This window comes from Chryseobacterium sp. (genome assembly GCF_041914225.1).
In the GTDB taxonomy this organism is placed as follows: domain Bacteria; phylum Bacteroidota; class Bacteroidia; order Flavobacteriales; family Weeksellaceae; genus Chryseobacterium.
The window spans coordinates 65,839-85,946 of sequence record NZ_JAYSDT010000005.1 but is presented as its reverse complement, the minus strand read 5'-3'; the positions used below and the strand labels follow the sequence as shown (position 1 = coordinate 85,946).

The window sequence follows — 20,108 nt, the reverse complement described above, 5'->3', positions numbered from 1 at the left end:
AAAATTAGCTCCGTTTAATCAAACGGAGCTAATTTTTTATCTTTTCTGAAGTAAACAGCTTAATTTTTCCATAGCTTTCTTTTCACCTCATTCATCATTCATCATTCATCATTCATCATTCATCATTCGTCATTTATAATTTATAATTAACGATCCTCTTCACCTCCCGGAATGTCTGTTTCGCAATGGAATATGGCCACCTGAACAAATTACCCATTTACCAGCCGCTTACCGGAGCATAATTTTGTCTCATCAAAATAGAAAAACAGATTTAAAATCTAATACAGTAAAACAATGAAAACAACAATTTCAACAATCCTGTTAGCAGCAACTTTTATCTTAAGTACACCTGCTGTTGCTAAAGCACAGGTTAATCAGACAACTATTCTATCGGCAAAATCTGATACCAGTATCCGTCCTTTTCACATCAGTATTCCGCAATCCCAATTGGATGATCTTAAAAAGCGTATCGCTGAAGCCCGTTTTCCGGATAAAGAAACCGTGAAAGATGCTTCCCAGGGAATTCAGCTTGAACAGCTAAAAGAGCTGATCACGTACTGGGGTAATGAATACGACTGGAGAAAGGTGGAAAATAAACTGAATGCACTTCCACAGTTTGTAACCACAATTGACGGTCTTGATATCCAGTTTATCCATGTCCGTTCTAAAGAGTCCAATGCAATGCCTGTGATTCTTACCCATGGCTGGCCAGGTTCTCCGTTGGAGTTTATTAATGCGATAGGCCCTCTGACCGATCCTGTAAAATACGGAGGAAAGGCAAGCGATGCATTTGATGTAATCATTCCGGCTATTCCGGGATATGGTTTTTCAAAAATACCTACTGAACCGGGCTGGAACCCTGATCGCGTTGCCCGTGCGTGGGATGTGCTGATGAAGCGTCTTGAGTACAAAAAATATGTTTCCGAAGGCGGTGACCACGGCTCAGTAATATCTGATGCATTGGCCAAACAGGCTCCTTCAGGTCTTTTGGGAATTCACCTGACAATGCCGGCTACCATTCCTGCTGAGCTTGTAAAACCTATCAATGCAGGTGATCCTGTTCCATCAGGGCTTTCTGCTTCGGAAGCAAAAGCCTATAATGCAATGAGTACTTTTTTTGGAAGAAATGCAGCCTATGGAGGAATGATGGTGACACGTCCGCAGACAACAGGGTATTTACTTTCTGATTCCCCGGTTGCTTTAGCAGCATTCCTTTATGAGAAGATTGTTGAATGGAGCGAAAGTGATCTTCATCCTGAAAATGTAATAGGCCGCGATGCAATACTGGATGATATTACCCTTTACTGGCTTACCAATACAGGAGCATCTTCTTCCCGTTTCTATTGGGAAAACAATAAAAACAATTTCAGCGCTGAAGCACAGAAAACAAAAGACATTAAGGTTCCCGTGGCCATTTCGGTATTTCCTCATGAGATCTATCAGGCACCGGAAAGCTGGTCAAAAAGTGCCTACCCGACTTTATATTATTACCATAAAACACCGAAAGGAGGGCATTTTGCAGCGTGGGAGCAGCCACAGATCTTTACGGAAGAGCTTAGAGCGGCTTTCAAAAATCTAAAAAAAAAACTTTAATAGAAATATCAATCAACAATTTCGTTTAATCTAAATAATAAAAATATGGAATTAAATACCATTCAGGAAGTAGAAAATACAACCGTAGTAAACATCAGCAAAGTCCTGTATTCCGGTAATGTTATCGTAACAGGAGGCCGCAACGGACGTGCAAAAAGCAGCGATGGAAAGTTAGATCTTGAACTGACGTCTCCAGGTTCAAAAGGGAACGGAACCAATCCGGAACAGTTATTGGCAGCCGGTTGGTCCGCATGCTTTATCGGAGCTATGCATTTGGGAGCTGTTAAAATTGGGACTAATCTTCCTCCAGATTTGTCTGTCAACACTTCAATAGATCTTGCAGCCAATGATGACGGATTTTTCCTGCAGGCTCATTTACAGGTCGTTTTGCCAGGTCTGCCGGTAGATGAAGCCAGAAAAATGGTGGAAACAGCCCACGCAACATGTCCTTATTCCAAAGCGACAAGAGGCAATATCAATGTAAAAATAGATGTGGTTGTATAATTTGTCAGAATGTTCTTATGACATTTAAAAAAACTTCCTTGCTTTGGGTAAGGAAGTTTTAGCTTTGATTAATTTCCAAAATTCACAAAATGTGGAATATCCGTTGCAAAACTGTTCATTGGTAACAGGTTATTTCTGTTACTGTTAAAATCAAAAACAGAGTTATTATCAAACGGAACCCGTGGATAATACATGAAAGAAATCTGAATCCTGTTGAACACCAGGTACGGATTATTAATTAAAACACCGATTCCGATTTTTGCATTGGCTTTTGTTTTAAACAGCTTATCATCGGGCATTCCCAGCCATCCCACCGCTGTTGTTAAATAAGGACTGAAATGGAAATTCTTCCAGGTTTTATTTATAAACAGCTGGAGCTGATATCTTAAAACCAGTTTTTTAGTCCCGATATAATCTGAATTGTAAACCGGAAATTCGTCCGGGGATGAAAGATTTATTCTATCCTTATAAGAGTAATTATGCTGTGGATTTCCCAGTGCTAAAGTCGGGGAAAAGAAATGTCTTGCTTTGGCAAATTTCCAGTCCATAAGATTAGTGAAATACGTTCCGTCAAAACGGAAAGATTCCCTGTTCTGGCTGTCTTCATTAAAGAATCTTCCAAACTGTGCTTTCACTGTGAAATATCCCAACTTCGTAAAACGGCCGTAAGATGCAGAAACTCCCACATACGGATTCACTTCTTTATTTCGGGATAAGCCACCGGCAATGATGTTCACAGAATTACCATAAGCAATATCCTCCGGCAAATCATACTGGAAAATATTTTTCTGGACCGAGAAGTTTCTCTGAATAAATCCTACAGACATCAGAAAACTGTTGTAAGAGCTGAAATATTTGTACCGGTCTATTCCCGGGCTGTCTTTATATTGATAATTCTGAAATCTTCCTATAATAGCAATATTACTGGATACTTTTTCACGCGGTTCAGCCGAAACCGGAATCTGGTAGCCTCCCCATAAATCCTGGCTGTATACTTTAATTTGAACCTCGGGAAAAGTGTTAGCTGTATCTGTTGGAAGTAAAACCTTCCGCATAAAATATTCAAATGTAAAACCTCCTGCCCACTTCGTCAATGGAGAGAAAAAATCTCTTCTGAGGCTGAAATTGATTCTTTCATTTTTCGAAAAATCACGTTCTCCAAGAATCTGGCCATTAATATAGGTACCAAAAAGATTATGGGTGGTATAGCTTCCTAAAAGATAGTCCTGCTTTTCTTTGGAATCGTTTCTGTAAAGGAAGTCCAGGGTGTGTCCCAGTCCCAGCACATTTTCTTCCGTAACCCCCAGACCTATTTTGCTTCCGGAATAACTGATTCTCGGCTTCAGACTCCAGGAATCAAGCACTTTTACAACAACATCGATAGAATCTTTACTGGAAGTACTGTCGGAAACACTGATATTAACCCTGTTTATAAAAGGCATTGCTCTCAGCAAACGTTCAGATTCATAAAGCTTTTGGGCATTATACTCTTCTCCTTCTTCAAAAAGCAAAAAATTATTAACCGTTGATCTTCTTGTGCTGGAATGAAGATGATCCTTTATCCAATCATACCATCTGCCTGCTTCTTTACTGTCCTTCGAATTGTAACCGAAAGGGTCAATGGTTTCTATCCTGATATTTCTGATAATTTTTTTGTCATAAGACTTCTGCGAAAGCTTTTCAGTACTGGACTTCACAGAAGTGGAATCCGGTTCCCTACGAAATATAAACCGGTGAATGAATTTGGTAACCTTTCTTTTGTCCGAAAATTTTTCTATTTTATAATAAAGCGAGTCTTTCTTCTCCTGTGCATTCAAAAAGAAAAAACCACTTAAAAGGAAAATCAGAGTTACAGTCGTTCTAGCCATTAGTCATCAAAATTCAATACAGTTTGTAGTATCAATTTACAAGCCAACAAAAGGCTTAAAGCATATAAAATCAAAAAAAATTATCCGAAAGAATAAGCTGTCCGGCAATAAAATTTTCTTCTAGAGCTTAAAAAAGAAATAGACTACAGCCACCCATTCTTTTTTTATCCCACGGGCATATCCTATGGTAGTCCGGCTTGCATTCTCAACTGTTCCGTCATTTTTAATATATCCCAATGTAGACCGGCTGCTGTTTTCTACGGTCCCATCTTCTCTTACATAACCAACTGTAGAACGACTGCTGTTTTCAATGGTCTCATCATTTCTGATATAGCCAATCGTTGAATGGCTGCTGTTTTCAATGGTTCCGTCGTTTTTAATATAACCTGTGGTCGCATGACTGCTATTTTCGATTGTTCCGTCACTTCTAATATATCCGATGGTACTTCTGCTGCCTGATTCAATAGTTTGTCCTTTCGTAAAGACTATGCTTGTTATTGTGATGATAAAAAATAGTAGTATTTTTTTCATTTCTTTCATGTTTATTTTAAGATTTAAATCTAAGTTAAGATTCTTATTCTGATTTTTATCAATTAAAGGCACTGAAAATAATACTACCATACAATTTCACCGATCATTACAGAATATGATCACGCTCATAATGATCTGGTTCTATTTATCTTATTTTTGAGTCTTGTTTATAATTACATCTTACTTGAAATCAGATAAGCTTTCTTTAACGGGAAGCTTATTTTATTCTTGGAGCTGTTTAAGTTTTTATATTCGTTATTTTTAACCACAAAATTTTTAAACCTTTAAGTTTTTTAGAGCCAAGCTTTATGCATAATAAGTGCGGTTAAGTTTGTGAAAATCTTTGATATTCATCTTGTGTGGACTTTTCTGCGGTATCATTTTAAACTTACTTAAGCGAACTCAAGTGTTTTACGATGAAACCTTTTGTGACTTTTATGGTTTTGTAAAGTTTAAACAACTTTTTTCTTAACCAAAATCAGTTAATCTTTATTTATTAATCATCTTCAGCAGCTAATTTAAATCATAAAAATATCATCATTCTGTATCCCCTTTTTTCTTTATTTTTACTCATTATAAATAAAAATAATACATGAAAAAAATCGTACTAACGGGAATAGCTGTTGCCGGAGGATTTCTGACGGCAAACGCACAATGCAAACCGGCGTCTGATCTTACAGAAAATTTTGATACCTGGAAAGATATCAATAAATGCTGGACTGCACAGTCCGGGAAGGCTATGCTGTACGCAAGTGATAAAAGGATTATATTTTATTCCATGAACAATCCCGGAGAAAATATGTATCTGGTAACCCCGGAAATTAAGACCGGTAGCTATACCCTTACTCTTGACCTTTCGGATAATGGCGGGGACACAACATTGGAGCTTTTTTCAGTAGGCAGTCCTTCAGATGCCAGGTCATATGTTTCAATCACCAAACCTTCAAAAATAACCGGAGAGAAAAAAACATATACCATTTCATTAAAAAAAGATTCCCATCTGGGGCTGAAAGTTTTACTGAATGGAGTACATCAGGCCGTTTATATGGATAATCTGACTTTAAAAGCAAAGAAATAAATGGATCATTAAGATTAATTTACAGGAGGCTGTTCTCCTGTTTCTGCATTTTAAATTCAGAAGACTGCCTAAAAAATATGTTGACAGCTAAAATCAAAAACCGTAGCGAAATCCGGTTGAAAATTTTACACATTTAACAATTTATCAATTAATATAAAATTTTAAAGATAAACGTTTAACCAAATTTAATCAACCTGAATGAATCAGTTAACAATCTGTTCACATTAAAAACAACTTAAAATACATAACAATCTGATAAACAAACAATTAAATCATTTTTAAAAATTGCGCTAAATTACACTTTTTTCTGAAACCACCAAAAAAACTCAGCTATTGTTTTTTTACTATTTTCTGAAATATTTTTGTGCATTAAAAATTAAAATGAAAAGGTCTTCCATAAAAGATATAGCTAAGCTGGCAGGAGTTTCCGTAGCCACTGTATCTTATGTTCTCAACAGAAAGGAGGGACAGCGCATTAGTGAAGACACCCGGAAAAAAATTTTTGAAATTGCTGAAACGATTAACTATACTCCCAATAAGATCGCAAAAAGCCTTAAAACCAATAAGACAAAGCTTCTTGGATTGATCGTTGCGGATATTTCCAACGACTTCTACTCCCATATGGCAAGGAATCTGGAAGATAAAGCTTTAAAGTTGGGCTATACCCTGATCATCGGCAGTTCTGATGAAAATGCAGAAAAATTTGAAAAGCTTACTGAGCTCTTTTCACAGCAGCAGGTGGATGGAATGATCGTTGCGCCTGTAGCAGGATCAGAAAAAACACTTGAAAACCTTATTCAGCTTAAATACCCTGTTGTAACGATTGACAGGTACCTTAAAGGTGTTTCTGTTCCGGGAATTACCATTGATAATCAGGAGATCGCAGAGCGTACAGCCAGCCTACTTCTTAATAAGGATTTTGACAAAATGATCTATGTGGGCTATGAAACTGAACTCCCGCATCTTCTTGACCGCCAGTATGGTTTTGAAAAAGCGGTAAGCTCTTCCAAAAAATCAGCTGAAATACAATATCTCCTGGTAGGGTTGGAAAATATTGCACAGGAAGTACATGTGAAGCTTGAAAAAAGCCTGGGAGAAAAAACTGAAAATACAGCACTCTATTTTTCCAGCAATAAACTTGCGGTAGCAGGACTTTCCTATCTCGTTAAAAACAACATTAAAGTTCCGGAGCAGGTATCTGTAATCGCATTTGATGAAACCGATGCTTATGACCTCTTCCCTACGGAGATTACCTACATCCAGCAGCCGATTGAAGAAATGGCAGAAGAGGCTATCAAACTATTGGACGGACAAATCAATGATTATACGGCAACCGGAAAAAGAATAACATTATCCGCAAAACTGGTTGTAAAAGCATCTTTAAAATAATTAATTTGATATAAAACATTTTTTTTAAACAATAACTTAAACGTTTAACTTAATATGACAACAAATAAATTCAACCATGTCGTTTGCTTTGGAGAGGTTCTGTGGGACATCTTCCCCACCGGATCCAGAGCTGGCGGAGCTCCATTCAACGTTGCCTATAACCTTTTCAAAATGGGAATTGATACCAAAATGATGAGCCGTATAGGAAATGATGAATTAGGACACCGCCTTCTTCATCAGATTCAGGATTGGGGAATAACAACAGATTTCATACAGATAGATCAGGAAAAGGCCACAGGAACTGTCATTGCCGATTTTGATGAGCACGGCGAGGCTGCATATGACATTGTGCAGGATGTTGCCTGGGATTATATCCAGCCTTTGCCGGAGCATAAGGAACTGATACAAAATTCTGAAGCATTTGTTTTTGGCAGTCTGATCACAAGAAGCCTGGTTTCTCAAAATACCCTGCTCGAGCTTTTGGAATATTCAAAATTCAAAGTATTTGATGTTAATTTCCGTCCTCCTTTTATTGATTTTGAATTCATTAAAAAATTATTGCATAAAGCTGACCTTGTTAAAATGAATAAAGCAGAACTCAGAATCATCCTTGAATATCTCGGCGAAGATTATATTGATGAAGACACCAGCATCAGACACCTTCAGAACTATTTTGACCTCAATGAAATTGTCCTTACCAAAGGAAGTAAAGGTGCCAGATACTTTGTGGGGGATACTGCTTATAATTTTCCGGCGGTTCATATTGAAATTGCCGATACCGTAGGCAGCGGAGATTCTTTTCTGGCCGGGTTCCTGTCTAAAAGAATTCAGGGGAGATCCCCGGAAGAGATCATGAAACAGGCAACTTCATTAGGAGCTTTTATCACTTCAAAATCGGGAGCATGCCCTGATTATACTTATGAAGAATTCAAGGCATTCAGAGAAAAAAACAGCTGTAAAACCTCTTAAAAACGAACGATATGAATACTCCAAAATTTACAGATAAGAAATACTATATCATCCTTTCTTTTGTAACCTCTCTATTCTTTTTCTGGGCCATTGCGCTTACCATGGGTGATGTTCTGAACAAACATTTCCAGAATGTGCTTCACATTTCGAAGTCCAAATCAGGGTTGGTGCAGCTTTCCATTTTTGGGGCTTATGCATTGATGGGCATTCCGGCAGGATTATTTATGAAAAAATTCGGGTATAAGTTGGGGGTTATTTTAGGGCTGTCACTATTCGCATTGGGATCTTTTTTGTTTATCCCAGCAGCCAATACTTCTTCATTTGATTTTTTCAGGTTGGCTCTTTTTGTTCTTGCGATGGGAATGGCAACCCTTGAAACGGTAGCCCACCCTTTTATTGCCGCTTTGGGGGATGAAAGAACGAGTGATCAGAGAGTTAATTTCGCCCAGTCTTTTAATGGATTGGGGGCCATTATCGGTCCTTTGCTGGGAGGATATTTCATTTTCGGAACGCCAGATTCCGGATCTGGATCCCTGGATTCAGTAAAAAATCTTTATACATGGATTGGGATTGTCATTCTGGCGATTACCATTATTTTCAGCTTTATCAGAGTACCAGACCTTAAAGATCCTCACGCAGAAGATATCATCATTTCAGAAAATGAAAAAGGAGAAGACCTTAGTGTATCAGATCCACATGCTCCGCTTTATAAGCAGAGGCATTTTATATTTGCAGTCATTGCCCAGTTTTTTAATATTGCCGCACAGGGTGGAACATGGGCTTATTTTATCAATTACGGTGTCGAAAAAATGCACCTTCCTGAGATACAGGCTTCCTATTATTTTTCTTTAAGTATGGCGATGATGATGATCGGAAGATTTATCGGAACTTTCCTGATGAGATTCATTGCTCCCAACAAACTGCTGGCTATCTTTACAGCCTGTAATATCATTCTGTGCCTTATTATTTCCCAAAGTTTCGGATGGGTATCATTTATCAGCCTTATTTTGCTCAACCTGTTCCTGAGTGTGATGTATCCTACTATTTTCAGTCTTGGGCTTAAAAGATTAGGATCAAAGGTTCAGCAAGCTTCATCATTCCTGGTTATGGCGATGTTTGGGGGTGCTGTTTTTCCTCCGATCATGGGTAGAATTGCAGAAAAAGATATTGCCCATGCCTACCTCCTTCCTATTGTCTGCTATGTTGTTATTTTATTATTTGCATTAAAATTCTACAAGCCCAAAACACTTAAATAATCCCTATGAAAACAAAGCTTTTATTAGCCTGGTGCATTGTATTTATATGCGCTGGCAGGGGAATTAATGCCCAGATCGTAATAACCAACAAGAAATTTTCCTTTGGCACAACCGGGAGAATCGGGGCTGGTTATTCCCCGAATGCTGATGGTAAGACAGGAAGACAACTGAATCTGAATAATCAGGGATCTTTAGGAGGCAGAATGGATCAGGGAGATTATGTAGATTTTTTACCTGCTTTCCATTTTAGTCCGGTGGTAAACGGTGACTGTACAAAAAGTACAAAGATCGATATGCAGGCAAGACTTAGTTTTTATTCAGGTGGAACTTTTCTGGGAAATGTAGATTCAAAATCCAATCAGGGGATGATTATTGCCTTGCCTGAAGCCTTTGTTGAGGCCAGAAATATTATGGGAAGTGACTGGGATGTCTGGGCAGGATCAAGATGGCTGAGATATGATGACATTCACATTGCCGATTACTTTTATTTTGATGACCATTCGGCAACCGGTTGGGGTGTAAGGCACAAAAACACGCGATTTTTAATGTTCTTTCCGGCAGCGATTGATACCGCAGCCAGCAACTCTACACCCTATTCTTACACCAATGTGATCAGCGGGTCAAAAAACCTTATCTACAGGCAAAGGGAAGTTTTTGTCCTGGAGCAGACGCTGCCATTTAAAAATACAAAACACAAGCTCAAATTACTGGCAGAATTTCATCATGTAGAAAAATCAGGGGAAAATTCCGTAGAGCAATACCCGTCGGATCATGGGTGGGTTTTGGGGGCTAAATTAAATACAGATATGGCAACAGCAATTCCGGGTTCATTCAATCAGTTTTCCGTAAGGTACGGGACCGGAATTGCCAATGGAGGCGATAATGGAAATACACAGACCTGGCGCACCTACGGAGCTCCTGATGAAACTACAAAAACATATAAAGGAGCTTACTCTTTTACGATTGTTGAGCATTTTCTCTGGAATATTTCCAACCGGTGGTCACTTAATCCTTATGCCGTTTTTACCAAAAGTAAAGGAGGATCAACCAGCACTGATAAAGCTCCGGCCTATTACAACCGTGAAATTTTCAACAGAAAAACAGAATTTAATACAGGAATCAGAGCCACTTATTATTTTAACAACTGGTTTCATATACTCTCTGAATTCCATTATGCAACCCGTAAAAACGGAACACAGGATGCAGCATCGATGATGAAACTTGTTCTGGCTCCCACCATCGTTCCTACAGCGGAACGAAGTGTCTGGGCAAGACCTCACATCCGTTTTATTGCAGAAGTATCAAGGTATAATGATGAGGCTATGAACAGTCTTTACTCACCCTTTTTACAGCAGTCAGGGGCCAAAAGATTCGGGACCTATTTCGGAGTACGGACAGAATGGTGGATTTTTTAAATTAAATAAAGAAAATATGATGAATATAAAATTAGGGGCTTCCCTACTCTCGTGGATCACTCCGCTATGGAATGCAGAATCAGGAAAATATGCGATAGAAAAAACTGCACAGGCCGGGTTTGATCTGATCGAAATACTGTTACCCGCATCAATGGATTTTGATGCAAACACTGTAAAAAAACAGCTGAAAGACAACCATCTTGAAGCGGTATGCTCGCTGAACCTTCCCAAAGATGCTCACATTACGTTTTATCCTGAAGCAGCGGAAAAGCTTATCAAAAAAGCAATTGATAAAGTTGATGAACTGGAAACCAACCTGCTGGCAGGAGTTTTACACAGCGGAATCGGTGTTTTTACCGGAAAACCACTCACAGAAAACGAAAAAGAAATCATTACTGAAGTATGGTACAATGTGGCGGATTACGCCCAAACCAAAAGTATAGATATTGCCATAGAGCCGATTAACCGTTATGAATCCTATGTCTGCAATACTGCAGAAAATGTCCTGGAGCTTATTAAGAAAACGGGCAGAAATAATCTCTTCCTTCACCTTGATACCTTTCATATGAATATCGAGGAAAATAATTTTTATGACCCGATTATCAGTTCCGGAAAAATGCTGAAGCACATTCATGTGACAGAATCTCACCGGGGTATGTTGGGAGAAGGGACCATCAATTGGGAAGAATTTTTCTCGGCATTGAAAAAAATCAATTTTGAAGGGAATCTGGTCCTTGAAAATTTCAGCTCCTCCATTCCCGGAATGCAGGAGCAGGTTTCTTTATGGCAGAAATCACCTTATGATACCCAGGAACTTGCTGAAGGAAGCCTTGCTTTTTTAAGGAAGCATCTATACAACTGATAAAATTATCTGTTATATTATTCTGAAACTTATGGAAAGCGGAAATTGTCCGCTTTCCACCGATTGATTCTGCCCATTCACCGAAAATACCGATTGTTTTCCAGGATTATGACTGACCTTTACATCAGAAAAAGGCAATAATGTTCAACTAAAATCTTATTATTATGAAAACAAAAATCGGAATCACAGAGAAAAACACGGAAGCCGTTGCAGAACAATTAGCAAAATTACTGGCAGATGAAACACTGCTTTACATTAAAACAAGAAATGCCCACTGGAACGTAACCGGAGATAACTTCCACGCCAATCACATTTTCTTTGAAGAACAGTACAAACAGCTGGATGAACTGATGGACAGCGTTGCAGAAAGAATGCGTAAAATCGGGCATTATGCACCGGCAACTATGAAAATCTACCTGGAACTGACCCATTTAACGGAATACAGCGAAAGAACAAATGACGGTCTCGGATACATGAAAGATCTGTTAAGCGATCATGAAAGCATCATCGAATTTCTCCGCGGAAATATCACTCCATTTGCTGAGACTTATAAAGATTATGGTACCAGCGATTTTATTACAGGCCTGATGGAAACCCATGAAGAAATGGCATGGATGATCCGTTCCTATTTCAGATAACACAAAATAAAAAAGTTATAATTATATTTGTGTAAATCATAAACAACTATACCTATGAAAGCCTTAATCGTGGATGATAATGATATTGCAAGAACAACATTAGCCCACCTCGCGAAACAGGTTCCGGATCTTTCCATTGTCAGCGAGTTTTCCAATGCTATAGAAGCTTACCATTATCTTCAGTCCCATCCCGTCGATCTGATATTTCTCGATATAGAAATGCCAGAAATGACAGGGATTGAGCTCATGAAAACCCTTTCCGGTAAAGAAACTATCATCATTTTCACGACCTCAAAAAAAGAATATGCGCTGGAAGCGTTTGAGCTTAATATTGCAGATTATCTTCTGAAGCCCATTATGCCGGTAAGGTTTCTTCAGGCAGTCAGTAAGGCACAGACGATTCTTGAAAGTAAAAAAGAAAATGTGGAAATCACAAGGGATGAATTCCTCTTCGTGAGGGATTCCAATATTACAAGGCGCTTAAAGCTGGATGATATTTTCTATGCGGAAGCCATGGGTGATTATGTAAAATTTTACACCAAAGAAAAGATGTTTGCCATTCACGGTAAAATGAAAACGGCAGAAGAACGTCTTCCCAAGGATCATTTTATAAGAGTACACCGTTCCTATATTGTTTCTGTCGGCAAAATTGATACTCTTCAGGACGGCGGTATTATGATCAACGGTAAATTCATTCCCGTGGCAGATGCCTACAGGAAAGCACTCAATACACGAATGAATGTCTTTTAGACGTTACTGGCCATCAGAAAATTTGTTTTTACTTTTTGATTTCAATCCCTGAACAGTTTAGGGTTAATCAACTTTTACCGGTATTTTATTTAAAATCAGACCGTTATTATGAAAAATATATCTTCAGTAATGGATAACAAGCGATTCAGCTATTTTATTATCCTGACATTTATTGCAGGCTCACTCCTGTTGATAGCTGTTCAGCTCAATTCTGCAGGAAATACCAAAGCGCTGATTCAGAATAACAATACTTTGCTGAGCGAATTACGTTCCAGCAATCATTTAAGGGAGATTGACCGTGATATTCTTGGGGTGGAAAGCAGAATCAGAGCTTCTATTGCAACGAATGACACCACGCACCTCGAAGGCATTGATCAAAAAATCAGTCAGATCGAAAATTTCCTGGATTCTCTGTCCAAAGACAATGTAAATGCTGAAGAAGAAAAGCTGATCCACCGGTTAAGTGTTCTTGCCATGGAAAAGAAGACGACCAAAGACAAGCTGTTGCATCGCTATATTACTTTGGGAAATATGGACGACAATACTTCCATTGCCAATCCGCGTGCAAGGAATATTTCCAATGAAATCACCAGAATCACGGCTAAAATATATGAAAGCAGAAAACTGAATATGGTTGAACTCAGCCAGAAAAGTGAAGAAATGGGACAAAAAGCAAGATTTTATGATATTTCAATATTGGTCTTACTGATTTTGAGCGGTTCTGTCGTAGGATATCACATTCTTCGTCAGTTTAAACGTCAGAGATTACTTATAAGCGAACTTGATATTGCCGAGAAAAAAGCATTGGTAGCAGCACAGACCAAAGAAAATTTCCTTGCCAATATGAGCCATGAAATCAGGACTCCTTTAAGCGGAATTCTCGGGTTTACCAATTTGCTGCAAAAACGTCCTTTGGATGAAACCTCAGCAGAATTTGTCTCTTCCATACAGCGTTCCGGGGAAAACCTGATGGCCATCATCAATGATATTCTTGATTTATCCAAAATAGAAGCAGGAATGATGCGCATTACCCCCGGAATTTTCAGCATCAACGGACTGGTCAATTCCGTAGAAACATTTTTTAAAGAACGGGCCAGAGAGAAAGGACTTGCTCTCTCAAGTACCATTGATCCTTCCATTCCTGACACTTTGGTGGGAGATGCCACTAGACTGACGCAGATTTTAGTAAACCTCATCGGAAACGCCATAAAATTTACCCACCAGGGAAATATTGCTGTTGAAATCTACTGTAAACAGCAGACGGAGAAAGAAGCGGTTCTCGGATTTAAAATTTCGGATACGGGAATTGGAATCGACAAAGAAAAGCTTACTGAAATCTTCGAAAGATTCAATCAGGGAGAAGATTCGACGACAAGAAATTATGGCGGAACAGGATTGGGCTTATCCATCGTGAAAAGCTTAATTCTCCTGCAGAACGGAAATATAGAAGTAAGCAGTGAACAAGGGAAAGGAACTACCTTTCATTTTTATATCCCTTACGGAATTGCTGAAGAACAGCTTACTGTACTGCCGGCTGCTGATCCGCATTACTTTAAAGATAAGTCCAATACACCTCTGAAAGTTCTGGTGGTTGATGATAATGTGATTAATCAGAGCCTGATGAAACACCTGCTTTCACAATGGAATATTGATTTTCATATGGCATCGAACGGTCTTGAAGCAGTAAACTATCTCAAAAGCCGTGCATGCGACCTGGTTTTAATGGATATACAGATGCCGCAGATGGACGGATATGCAGCCACCCAGAAGATCCGGGAAGAACTCAGACTGGAAATTCCAGTCATCGCAATGACCGCCCATGCGTTGGCAGGGGAAAGAGAAAGATGCCTGAGCCGCGGGATGAACGAATATATTTCCAAACCTGTTAATGAAGAAGAACTTTTTACCCTGATCTCAAAATTCGGGTTGAAAGAAAAGACCAGCCAGGAAGAGAAAAACGAAAAACCTTCATCTGATTATCATTACATTGATCTCTCCTATATGCAGACGGTAAGCGGCGGCGACAAAAGTTTCGAACAAATGGTCACGCAGCAGTTTATTGAGAACATTCCCAATCATTTACAGAAACTGACAACGGCTTACGAAAACAAAGATTTTCAGGATGTGAAACTGTGGGCTCACGATCTGAAATCCAGCATTGCCATCATGGGATTACATCCTGTTTTAAAGGAAAAACTCGATATTCTTGAAACAGCTTCAGCAGAAAGCTCTGATCTGCAAAAGATACTGGAAGAAGTACAGAAAGTTCTGTCAGAAGCGGTTTCCGAAGCTGAAGCATTTTCAAAAACAATTTAAAAAAGAAAAAAAATGAATTTATTTTCACCGATACACATTCGCAGCCTGACTCTAAAGAACAGAATTGCATTATCTCCTATGCAGCAATACAGTGCTCAAAACGGAATTCCCGGTAACTGGCACCTCGTCCATCTTGGAAGCCGTGCTGTTGGCGGCGCGGGATTGATTCTCACCGAATGCACAGCCGTTTCAGAAGAAGGCCTGGCTACATTATCTGATGTAGGAATCTGGAATGATGAACAGAAAAGCGCCTGGAAAAACATCGTAAATTTTGTGCATGAACAGGATTCAAAAATAGGTATTCAACTCTGGCACGCCGGAGGAAAAGGAAGTCTGAAGCATCCCAATGAAAGAATGAAACCGCTTACTCCGGAAGAAGGAGGCTGGATGGTGAAATCCTCCTCAGCTCACGAGTTCAACGGCGTTTTTGCCGAAGCGTTCACAATTGATGAGATACAGGAACTGAAGACGAAATTTGTTAAGGCAGCCCTTCGTGCCATTGAAGCAGGTTTCGATACCATTGAGCTTCATGCAGGCCATGGTTACTTATTCCATCAGTTTTATTCCGCAGTAATCAATAAAAGACAGGATGAATATGGCGGAAGCTTTGAGAACAGGATCCGTTTTCTTGTAGAAACCGTTCAGGAAATCAGGAAAGTTATTCCTGCTGAAATGCCTCTTTTTGTAAGAATTTCTGCCGTTGACTATATAGAATCGGATGAAGCATGGACTTTGGAAGACAGTATCAGACTTTCGGAAATCCTTAAAGAAAATGGCGTAGATTTCATTACAGCATCCGGCGGTGGATTTACCAATGTAAGCAAGGATAAAGTGTTTCCGGGATATCAGGTTCCTTTTGCAAAAGCCATTAAAGAACAGACCGGAGTTCTGACAGGAGCCGTTGGAATGATTACAGAAGCAGAACAGGCCAATGATATTATTGTCAACGGAGATGCTGACCTGGTGATCATCGCCCGGGAGCATCTTAGAAATCCTTATTTTGCCATCCATTCTGCTAAAGCATTAGGTGCTGAAACAGAAATTCCCTGGCAATATAAAAGAGCGTATTAAATAAAATCTTAAAAAAATCAGTTATGGAAAATCAAGGTGCCTCCGTAGTGATCACCCATCATATTCTGGATGGAAAACAATCACAGTATGAAAAATGGCTGGACGAAATTGTTCCTGTTACCAGACATTCTGAAGGTTTTATTGATCTTCAGATCGTTCGTCCGATTCCTGATCTGACTTTTGTATACACCGTCATTATCCGTTTTGATACAATTAACCATCTTAAAAGCTGGATGGAATCGGAGAACCGGAAACAACTCATTGAGAAAGCCAGTCCGCTGTTCAGAAAAAATGACCACTACCAGATCAGATCCGGACTTGATTTTCTTTTTACTGCAGAAAATGAAGGCAATAAAGTTCCGGTACGGTGGAAACAGTTTCTGGCAACCTGGTCAGCTATTTATCCGCTGTCTGTCCTTATTCCTGTTTTGACGATTCCTGTTTTACGGTTTTTACATATTCCGGACAATCATTATTCTGACGGATTCATCAATTCCGGAATCATTGTTTTTCTGATGGTGTTTGCCGTAATGCCCTATTATACCAGGCTGATCAAAAAATGGCTGTATAAATAAGATTTTCTGTATACTACATACGACCAATCACTGTAACCTACAGTGATTTTTTTTGTTTTCATAATGTTCCATCTCTTTACCATTTGAACATCAGCCTATTCAACGATCGTTTTCGCCTGTTGACCGAATAACATCAAGAAAAAGTAAAATTCCGGAGTAGCTTTACAATAGCAAAAAGAATTAATCACAAAAAATAATACTATGAATCCTTCATCATTAAGTTTCAGATACGAATTAGAAAAAAAAGAACCCCGCTCCAATGATGGTGGTACAACGAGAGGCGCTTCTGTAAAAGAATTCCCTGCTTCTGTAGGCATTGCCGGAGTTTCCATGAGATTGCAACCCGGAAGCATGAGAGAACTTCACTGGCATGCCAACGCCGCAGAATGGGCGTATGTGATTTCAGGAACGGTGCGTACAACGATTATCCATCCTGACGGACACAGTTATACCGATAATTTTGAACCCGGCGACGTATGGTATTTCCCGAAAGGTTACGGACATTCCATCCAGGCTACAGGAACAGAGGAATGTCATTTTATCCTGATTTTTGACAACGGTAATTTTTCGGAAGACCATACTTTCAGCGTTACAGATTTTGTTTCAAGTATGCCTCCTGAAATCGTTGCACAGAATTTAGGATTGAGCCTTGAAGAAGTATCAGAACTTCCACAGAAAGAGGTGTATTTCGCAGCAGGGGTTGTTCCGGATGAACTCTCCGTGAATGCCACACCCCGTCCTGAGGAATCAGATATTAAACTGACAAGCCTGCACCGCTATCCTCTGCATTCCCAGCAGCCAAGAATTATTCCCGGTGGTGGTCTCCAAAGATTGGTTACAAGTAAAGAATTTCCGATCAGCACCACAATGGCGGGTTCTATATTGGAACTGCAGCCCGGTGCTTTAAGAGAAATGCACTGGCATCCCAATGCGGATGAGTGGCAGTATTTTATTTCGGGACAAGCAGAAATGTCGGTGTTCCTTGCAGAAGGAGTTTCTGTGACGGAGCAGTTCAATGCAGGTGATATAGGCTATGTGCCTATGGGAGCCGGGCATTATATCAAAAATACCGGAGATACGATCTGTAAAGTCTTAATCGGATTTAATAGCGGCACTTACGAATCTATAGACCTAAGCGAATGGCTGGCAGGAAACCCGAAAGATGTGGTCATCACCAATTTTGGACTGAAAAAAGGAGAAATAGATAAGCTTCCACAAAAGAAAGTATTCATTAAACCTGGAAAATAATTCAAAACCAATTCCAACCATTAAAAACTAATCCTATGCTAGAAAAAAATACGGTTGCCCCTGATTTTACATTATTTGCAACCCCGGACCAGAAAATTACCTTATCCGAATTCAGAGGACGAAATGTTATCCTTGCATTTTACCCGGCAGACTGGAGCCCGGTGTGTAGTGACCAGATGGCATTATACAACGAGATGCTTAAGTATTTCAAAAAATATGATGCGGAGATTTTCGGAATTTCCGTAGACAGCAAATGGTGCCACCTGGCATTTTCACAATCCAGAAACCTGCACTTTCCGCTGCTTGCAGATTTTGAAGCCAAAGGAGATACAGCCAGGAAATATGGTGTTTACAATGACGAAGAAGGAGAATGCAACAGAGCCCTTTTTGTCATCAATAAAGACGGCATCATCGAATGGAGCTATCTCTCTCCCACCGCCATCAATCCTGGCGCAGACGGAATTTTAGAAGCATTAGAAAACCTTAACACAAAATAATTATGTCACTTAAACCATCAGTCAGCAATGCTGACCACATTCAGGGCAACCCAGATGCCAGCTTAGTCATAGTAGAATACGGGGATTATCAGTGTCCTTACTGCGGAGCAGCCTATCCGGTTCTTAAAGAGTTAATGAAAGAATTCGGAGATCAGATCAGATTTGTATTCAGAAATTTTCCGCTTTCAGAAATGCATCAGTATGCAAGAACGGCAGCACTGGCGGCAGAAGCAGCAGCTTTGCAGGGAAAATTCTGGGAAATGCATGATGCCATTTATGAAAATCAGGAGTTCCTGAATGACGGTCTCCCGTTAAAACTTGCAGAAAAACTCGGTTTAAACATTCCTCAGTTCAAAGCGGATATCCATAAGCAGGAACTGGCAGAAAAAGTAGATACAGACTTTGAAAGCGGCATCATCAGCGGCGTAAACGGAACGCCTTCTTTTTTCATTAACGGAAATAAATTCAATGGCGGTGCTGAAGACCTTTTTCAGCTGGTACGTGAAAATACTGCCTATTAATCAAAAAAACATTTAAACAAAATCAATTCATAACATTAAAAATAAACAACAATGAGCACATTAACATTAAAAGACGGAACAGAAATTTTTTACAAAGATCAGGGAGAAGGACCTGTATTAATGTTTCACCACGGATGGCCTTTATCATCTGATGACTGGGATGCGCAGGTGATTTTCTTTTTACAGAAAGGCTACAGAGTGGTTACCCACGACAGAAGAGGCCACGGGCGTTCCAGCCAGAATATTTATAATCATACTATTGAACAATACGCTTCTGATGCCGCAGAACTGGTTGAATTTTTAGATCTGAAAGATGTTATACACATCGGACATTCAACAGGTGGTGGAGAAGTAATCCGGTATGTGAATAAATATTCCAATGGAAGAGCTAAGAAAGCAGTGCTGATCAGTGCCATTCCACCGGTAATGGTGAAGAGTGAAAACAATCCCGACGGCGTTCCTATGGAAGTTTTCGACAACATCAGAGAACAGACGATGAACAACAGAAACCTGTTTTATTACGATCTTACGTTCCCTTTCTATGGCTACAACAGAGAAGGTGCTGATGTAAAGGACGGAGTACAGAGAAACTGGTGGAGACAGGGGCTGATGGGCGGAATCGTAGCTCATTATGATGGAATCAAAGCTTTTTCAGAAACAGATTTAACTGAAGATTTAAAAGCTGTGGACATTCCTGTTTTGGTGATGCACGGTGAAGATGACCAGATTGTTCCCATTGCCAATGCGGCATTAAAGTCCATTAAATTATTAAAGAACGGAAAACTGATCACCTATCCTGGCTTTCCTCACGGGATGCCGACTACAGAGCATGAGACAATCAATAAAGACCTTTTGGAATTTATCCGATCTTAAAAACCCAGCTTTTTTCAATACTGAAGATGAACCTTTAAAGTTCATCTTTTTTATTTCAATCATTTCAGCCACAAGAGGCACAAAAGTTCAGACACTTTAGTTATTGTAAGTAAAAAAATGCGTCAGGAAGTCCACTTAAGTTTCAAACCTTCGG

The 20,108-nt window shown here is 39.5% G+C and carries 19 protein-coding genes; 17 read left to right on the top strand and 2 right to left on the bottom strand.

All coding sequences use genetic code 11. From position 1 onward, the window contains the following. Positions 1 to 294: 294 nt before the first annotated feature. Entirely contained in the window at positions 295 to 1,593 is a 1,299-nt protein-coding gene (locus ACE3RB_RS04005) for an epoxide hydrolase family protein (RefSeq protein WP_374463019.1), read from the top strand. Between the two features lie 45 nt (positions 1,594 to 1,638). After that, positions 1,639 to 2,097: an organic hydroperoxide resistance protein gene (locus tag ACE3RB_RS04000; RefSeq protein WP_374463017.1), complete on the top strand. Its 459-nt coding sequence runs from the start codon at positions 1,639 to 1,641 to the stop codon at positions 2,095 to 2,097. A 68-nt stretch (positions 2,098 to 2,165) separates the two neighbouring features. On the opposite strand, the gene ACE3RB_RS03995 is transcribed toward ACE3RB_RS04000, so the two are convergent. Then, a complete protein-coding gene (locus ACE3RB_RS03995) occupies positions 2,166 to 3,965 on the bottom strand; it encodes a hypothetical protein (protein WP_374463016.1) in 1,800 nt (599 codons plus the stop codon). A gap of 120 nt (positions 3,966 to 4,085) precedes the next feature. Continuing rightward, positions 4,086 to 4,496 carry a 5-fold beta-flower protein gene (locus ACE3RB_RS03990; protein WP_374463015.1) on the bottom strand — a complete coding sequence of 137 codons (411 nt, stop codon included), beginning with the start codon at positions 4,494 to 4,496 and terminating at the stop codon, positions 4,086 to 4,088. Positions 4,497 to 5,088: 592 nt separating this feature from the next. Between ACE3RB_RS03990 and ACE3RB_RS03985 the strand changes: the two genes are divergently transcribed. The 15 genes from ACE3RB_RS03985 to ACE3RB_RS03915 all read left to right on the top strand — a co-directional run bounded on the left by ACE3RB_RS03985 (position 5,089) and on the right by ACE3RB_RS03915 (position 19,954). Further along, positions 5,089 to 5,574 carry a hypothetical protein gene (locus ACE3RB_RS03985; protein WP_374463014.1) on the top strand — a complete coding sequence of 162 codons (486 nt, stop codon included), beginning with the start codon at positions 5,089 to 5,091 and terminating at the stop codon, positions 5,572 to 5,574. Positions 5,575 to 5,955: 381 nt separating this feature from the next. Continuing rightward, positions 5,956 to 6,963: a LacI family DNA-binding transcriptional regulator gene (locus ACE3RB_RS03980; protein ID WP_374463013.1), complete on the top strand. Its 1,008-nt coding sequence runs from the start codon at positions 5,956 to 5,958 to the stop codon at positions 6,961 to 6,963. A 54-nt stretch (positions 6,964 to 7,017) separates the two neighbouring features. Further along, complete coding sequence (locus ACE3RB_RS03975) at positions 7,018 to 7,932, top strand: carbohydrate kinase (RefSeq protein WP_374463012.1); 915 nt, start codon at positions 7,018 to 7,020, stop codon at positions 7,930 to 7,932. An 11-nt stretch (positions 7,933 to 7,943) separates the two neighbouring features. Then, on the top strand, positions 7,944 to 9,188 hold the full coding sequence (locus tag ACE3RB_RS03970) for a sugar MFS transporter (RefSeq protein ID WP_374463011.1): 1,245 nt from the start codon (positions 7,944 to 7,946) through the stop codon (positions 9,186 to 9,188). Positions 9,189 to 9,193: 5 nt separating this feature from the next. After that, positions 9,194 to 10,603 carry a carbohydrate porin gene (locus ACE3RB_RS03965; protein WP_374463010.1) on the top strand — a complete coding sequence of 470 codons (1,410 nt, stop codon included), beginning with the start codon at positions 9,194 to 9,196 and terminating at the stop codon, positions 10,601 to 10,603. Between the two features lie 16 nt (positions 10,604 to 10,619). Then, positions 10,620 to 11,465: a sugar phosphate isomerase/epimerase family protein gene (locus tag ACE3RB_RS03960; protein ID WP_374463009.1), complete on the top strand. Its 846-nt coding sequence runs from the start codon at positions 10,620 to 10,622 to the stop codon at positions 11,463 to 11,465. 164 nt (positions 11,466 to 11,629) lie between these two features. Next, positions 11,630 to 12,103 carry a Dps family protein gene (locus ACE3RB_RS03955; protein ID WP_374463008.1) on the top strand — a complete coding sequence of 158 codons (474 nt, stop codon included), beginning with the start codon at positions 11,630 to 11,632 and terminating at the stop codon, positions 12,101 to 12,103. A 54-nt stretch (positions 12,104 to 12,157) separates the two neighbouring features. Next, positions 12,158 to 12,853, top strand: a complete 696-nt coding sequence (locus ACE3RB_RS03950; protein WP_374463007.1) for a LytR/AlgR family response regulator transcription factor — start codon at positions 12,158 to 12,160, stop codon at positions 12,851 to 12,853. A 108-nt stretch (positions 12,854 to 12,961) separates the two neighbouring features. Then, positions 12,962 to 15,169 carry an ATP-binding protein gene (locus ACE3RB_RS03945; protein ID WP_374463006.1) on the top strand — a complete coding sequence of 736 codons (2,208 nt, stop codon included), beginning with the start codon at positions 12,962 to 12,964 and terminating at the stop codon, positions 15,167 to 15,169. A gap of 12 nt (positions 15,170 to 15,181) precedes the next feature. Further along, positions 15,182 to 16,240, top strand: coding sequence for an NADH:flavin oxidoreductase/NADH oxidase (locus ACE3RB_RS03940; RefSeq protein ID WP_374463005.1), 1,059 nt, complete (start codon positions 15,182 to 15,184; stop codon positions 16,238 to 16,240). 23 nt (positions 16,241 to 16,263) lie between these two features. After that, complete coding sequence (locus tag ACE3RB_RS03935) at positions 16,264 to 16,815, top strand: antibiotic biosynthesis monooxygenase (RefSeq protein ID WP_374463004.1); 552 nt, start codon at positions 16,264 to 16,266, stop codon at positions 16,813 to 16,815. 201 nt (positions 16,816 to 17,016) lie between these two features. After that, complete coding sequence (locus ACE3RB_RS03930) at positions 17,017 to 18,063, top strand: cupin domain-containing protein (RefSeq protein WP_374463003.1); 1,047 nt, start codon at positions 17,017 to 17,019, stop codon at positions 18,061 to 18,063. A gap of 35 nt (positions 18,064 to 18,098) precedes the next feature. Then, positions 18,099 to 18,560: a redoxin domain-containing protein gene (locus ACE3RB_RS03925; protein WP_336687372.1), complete on the top strand. Its 462-nt coding sequence runs from the start codon at positions 18,099 to 18,101 to the stop codon at positions 18,558 to 18,560. A 2-nt stretch (positions 18,561 to 18,562) separates the two neighbouring features. Beyond that, positions 18,563 to 19,081, top strand: a complete 519-nt coding sequence (locus ACE3RB_RS03920; RefSeq protein ID WP_374463002.1) for a DsbA family protein — start codon at positions 18,563 to 18,565, stop codon at positions 19,079 to 19,081. 51 nt (positions 19,082 to 19,132) lie between these two features. After that, the gene (locus ACE3RB_RS03915; RefSeq protein ID WP_374463001.1) at positions 19,133 to 19,954 is read left to right on the top strand and encodes an alpha/beta fold hydrolase; all 822 of its coding nucleotides are present in this window, start codon (positions 19,133 to 19,135) and stop codon (positions 19,952 to 19,954) included. Positions 19,955 to 20,108: the final 154 nt, after the last annotated feature.